Source organism: Mesorhizobium sp. M7A.F.Ca.US.002.01.1.1 (assembly GCF_004022955.1).
GTDB lineage: Bacteria > Pseudomonadota > Alphaproteobacteria > Rhizobiales > Rhizobiaceae > Mesorhizobium > Mesorhizobium ciceri.
Genome location: NZ_RZQE01000603.1, coordinates 1 through 2,962, shown reverse-complemented (window position 1 = coordinate 2,962; position 2,962 = coordinate 1). Strand labels below are relative to the sequence as shown.

4 protein-coding genes are annotated in these 2,962 nt (G+C 60.9%); 3 read left to right on the top strand and 1 reads right to left on the bottom strand.

Annotation, left to right across the window (positions count from 1 at the left end):
* The first annotated feature begins 239 nt into the window (after window positions 1-239).
* Together EN932_RS32705 and EN932_RS32700 are read left to right on the top strand one after the other, a co-directional pair.
* Window positions 240-425 carry a hypothetical protein gene (locus tag EN932_RS32705; protein ID WP_027160508.1) on the top strand — a complete coding sequence of 62 codons (186 nt, stop codon included), beginning with the start codon at window positions 240-242 and terminating at the stop codon, window positions 423-425.
* A 232-nt stretch (window positions 426-657) separates the two neighbouring features.
* Window positions 658-1,605 (top strand): alpha/beta hydrolase, encoded by a 948-nt coding sequence (locus EN932_RS32700; RefSeq protein ID WP_127370350.1) that lies wholly within the window; start codon window positions 658-660, stop codon window positions 1,603-1,605.
* A gap of 27 nt (window positions 1,606-1,632) precedes the next feature.
* On the opposite strand, the gene EN932_RS32695 is transcribed toward EN932_RS32700, so the two are convergent.
* Entirely contained in the window at window positions 1,633-2,532 is a 900-nt protein-coding gene (locus tag EN932_RS32695; protein WP_128369388.1) for a LysR substrate-binding domain-containing protein, read from the bottom strand.
* Window positions 2,533-2,753: 221 nt separating this feature from the next.
* On the opposite strand from EN932_RS32695, the gene EN932_RS32690 reads away from it, so the two are divergent.
* A complete protein-coding gene (locus EN932_RS32690; RefSeq protein WP_013531162.1) occupies window positions 2,754-2,939 on the top strand; it encodes a hypothetical protein in 186 nt (61 codons plus the stop codon).
* The last annotated feature ends 23 nt before the right edge of the window (window positions 2,940-2,962 follow it).

The window sequence follows — 2,962 nt, the reverse complement described above, 5'->3', positions numbered from 1 at the left end:
CGGGCCGGGGTTCGCGCGAAGGCCACGAGGGGCGGAGGCGTGGACGGGAATAAGCGGCCCGCCCCCGCCAACACCTTTCGAAACTCATTTGCATGCAAATGTTTCCGGATCGTCTGATCCGGAAACCAAAACGCTGTTTTCGTGAAATTCGCCAGATACATGGCAGGCGCATTCAACCGGCATCGAACGGCAGGCAGGAAATATCTTTCAGCCGCTGCAACGCTCCAGGGGAGACAACGATGTCAATGCTCGAAAGCCTGAGCCGCTATGGCACCGCCATCAGACAAGCCCATGACCGCAGCAAGGCGCGGCGCCTGCTGAACAGCCTGCCGCCCGAAATCCAGAAGGACATCGGCTGGCCGGTGTCGCCGCGATCCAGTGAAAGGGCATCCCTCAGCAACGCTATCTGGAGCGCCGCGCGCTGATGACCTTCGCCGACAAATGCAAATTGCTCGGCATGCGCCGGGAACCTCGCATGTCCCCGGCGACCACCAGCAACCGGCTGCGAGCCGCACTTTTACCGCGTCGCTGACCACTGCGGCGCGGATCAAACCGCCGTGTAGACGCGGGCGCAAATCTTGACATTTTCAGCCACGGCACAATCTTTCGATCTAGGGGGTTCTCTTAGTCGGCTTTGGCCGAAGTTCGTGTATTCGCATGCCAAGTTTGAAAAGCCATGTCGTGTCTTTTGTCTTGCGGCACAGCCGTAAGCAGGCATTTGCCAGTCCGGAAAATCTGCAGCGCTGGATCGCGGCCGCGCGCAAGACCGAGAACCACCGGCCGCCCGCCTCGCTACACCAGCGTCTCGACATCGAGATGCATACGGTCGATGGCTTCCCCGTATACGAAATCCCACCCAAGTCCGGCGAACAGAAGCGGATTCTCTACTTGCACGGCGGCGCCTATGTCTTTGAAATCACGCCCTATCATTGGCACCTGATTGCCGACATGGCGGATCGGTTGGGCTACGCAATCACGGTGCCGATCTATCCAATCGCTCCCGAACATGATTTCCACGCCATGTTCGGAATGGTTGGCGATGTTTACCGGCAGATGCTCGCCGAGACGGAGGCCGAGGACATCGTCTTCATGGGCGATTCCGCCGGCGGCAACATGGCTGTGGTGCTGACCATGATGGCCGCCGAAGAAGGACTGTCCCTGCCGTCACGACATGTGCTCATTTCGCCGGGTCTCGACGTGTCGCTCACCAATCCCGCAGTGTTCGAGGCGGAACGCAACGACCCTTGGCTGGGCATAGCTGGCGGACGAGAGGCGATTCGTCTGTACAGTGCCGGCATCGATCCCAGCGACTGGCATATCAGCCCGGTCTATGGAGATCTGTCAGTGCTGCCAAGAACACTGCTTTTGACAGGCTCGCGCGATCTTTTGACGCCCGACAATCTGATCTTCGCGGAAAAAGCCCGCGCCGCCGGCGTTGAAATCGATCTTGTCTATGAGGAAGGCATGTTCCACGTCTGGCCGCTGATCGACATGCCGGAGGCCCGGCGCGCCCGCGAGCGCATCGTCGAATTTCTCGGGGAGAGCCGGATCGTGCAAGACACGAGAGTAAGGCCTGAACAGCGCCCCGCCGAAGCGGCGGAGTAGCTCTATATTGTCGTCCTTACCAGCCGGTCAGAACTTGCCGGTTTCCCGGAACACTTCGAAGGTCGCGCGGATGTGGTCGGCGACGGCCTTGACCGGCGCGCTGGCGTCCGGCGCCACCACCATCGCCAGATTGTAGGTGCCGATGTCGGGCATGCCGTCCTTCGGGCAGAGTTCGACCATGTCGTTGCCGAGAAACGACTTCGGCAGCGGCGCCACGGCGAGATCGGACATGATCGCGGCGCGCTGGCCGGCTGTGTGCGCGCTCATATAGGCGATGCGGTAGTTGCGGCCCTCGCGGCCAAGCGCATCGAGCGCTCCGGCGCGCCAGGCGCAGCCCTCTTCCCAAAGCGACACCGGCAAGGGCTCGCGCAAATGCGCGCAGCCACCCTTGGCGCCGGCCCAGACAATCGGCTCGGTCAGCAGCACCTCGGCGCCGAGCGCGCTGGTCTTGTAGGAATTGGTCAGCAGCGTGATGTCGAGCGCCCGGTCGTCCATGCGCCGGCGCAGATTGCTGCTCTGGTCGATAGTGACGTCGACGGCGATCGACGGATGCGACTGCGCGAAACGCTTCAGCACATGCGGCAGCACGCGCTCGCCGTAATCGTCCGGCGAACCAAGCCGCACGACACCGACAATCTCGGGAATGATGAACTTCGACACCACCTCGCGGTTGATCGACAGCAGCCGGCGGGCATAGCCGAGCAGCATCTCGCCGGCCGTGGTCAGCGACACCGAGCGGGCGTCGCGCGCGAACACGGAGCGGCCGAGAATGTCCTCCAGCTTCTTGATCTGCATGGAGACGGCCGAAGGCGTGCGAAAGACGGCATTGGCGGCGGTGGTGAAGCTGCCGGTCTCGGCAATCGCCACGAAAGTGCGCAAAACGTCGAGATCGAGCAGTGGCAGCGGATGATTGAGCGGGGCGTTCATGGCAACCGACCTTCAATTTTTCTGATACAAAACATCATTCCATTTCGTTTGATTGAACATCAGATTGGGAGGATAGTCAACTCCATCGAATGAGGCAGCTGCCACAAGCAGCCATGAAACGACCCCGACACAGACCTGCATTCGACACGAAATGAAGTTGAAACAAACCCGACGTAACCAACGCGCTGTCTGGCACCCGCCAGCCACCAAAGGAGAAAGAAATGTCTATCCTGTCGTCTCTTGGTCGCATCGCGACCGAATTCAGCGCGGCACGCGCCCGCTACCAGACCGAGCGCGCCATCCGTTCCTTGCCGATCGAACTGCAGAAGGATATCGGCTGGCCTGAGGCTTCCGACACCAAGACCGGTACTCGCAATGGCATCGGATCCTGGGCTGGAGCAAAGTAGATCGTGTGTACTATGTGCTGAAG

Excerpts from the sequence above, each read along its gene's own strand:
- EN932_RS32705 (WP_027160508.1), top strand. The coding sequence starts at position 240 with ATGTCAATGCTCGAAAGCCTGAGCCGCTATGGCACCGCCATCAGACAA.
- EN932_RS32700 (WP_127370350.1), top strand. The coding sequence starts at position 658 with ATGCCAAGTTTGAAAAGCCATGTCGTGTCTTTTGTCTTGCGGCACAGC.
- EN932_RS32695 (WP_128369388.1), bottom strand. The coding sequence starts at position 2,532 with ATGAACGCCCCGCTCAATCATCCGCTGCCACTGCTCGATCTCGACGTT.
- EN932_RS32690 (WP_013531162.1), top strand. The coding sequence starts at position 2,754 with ATGTCTATCCTGTCGTCTCTTGGTCGCATCGCGACCGAATTCAGCGCG.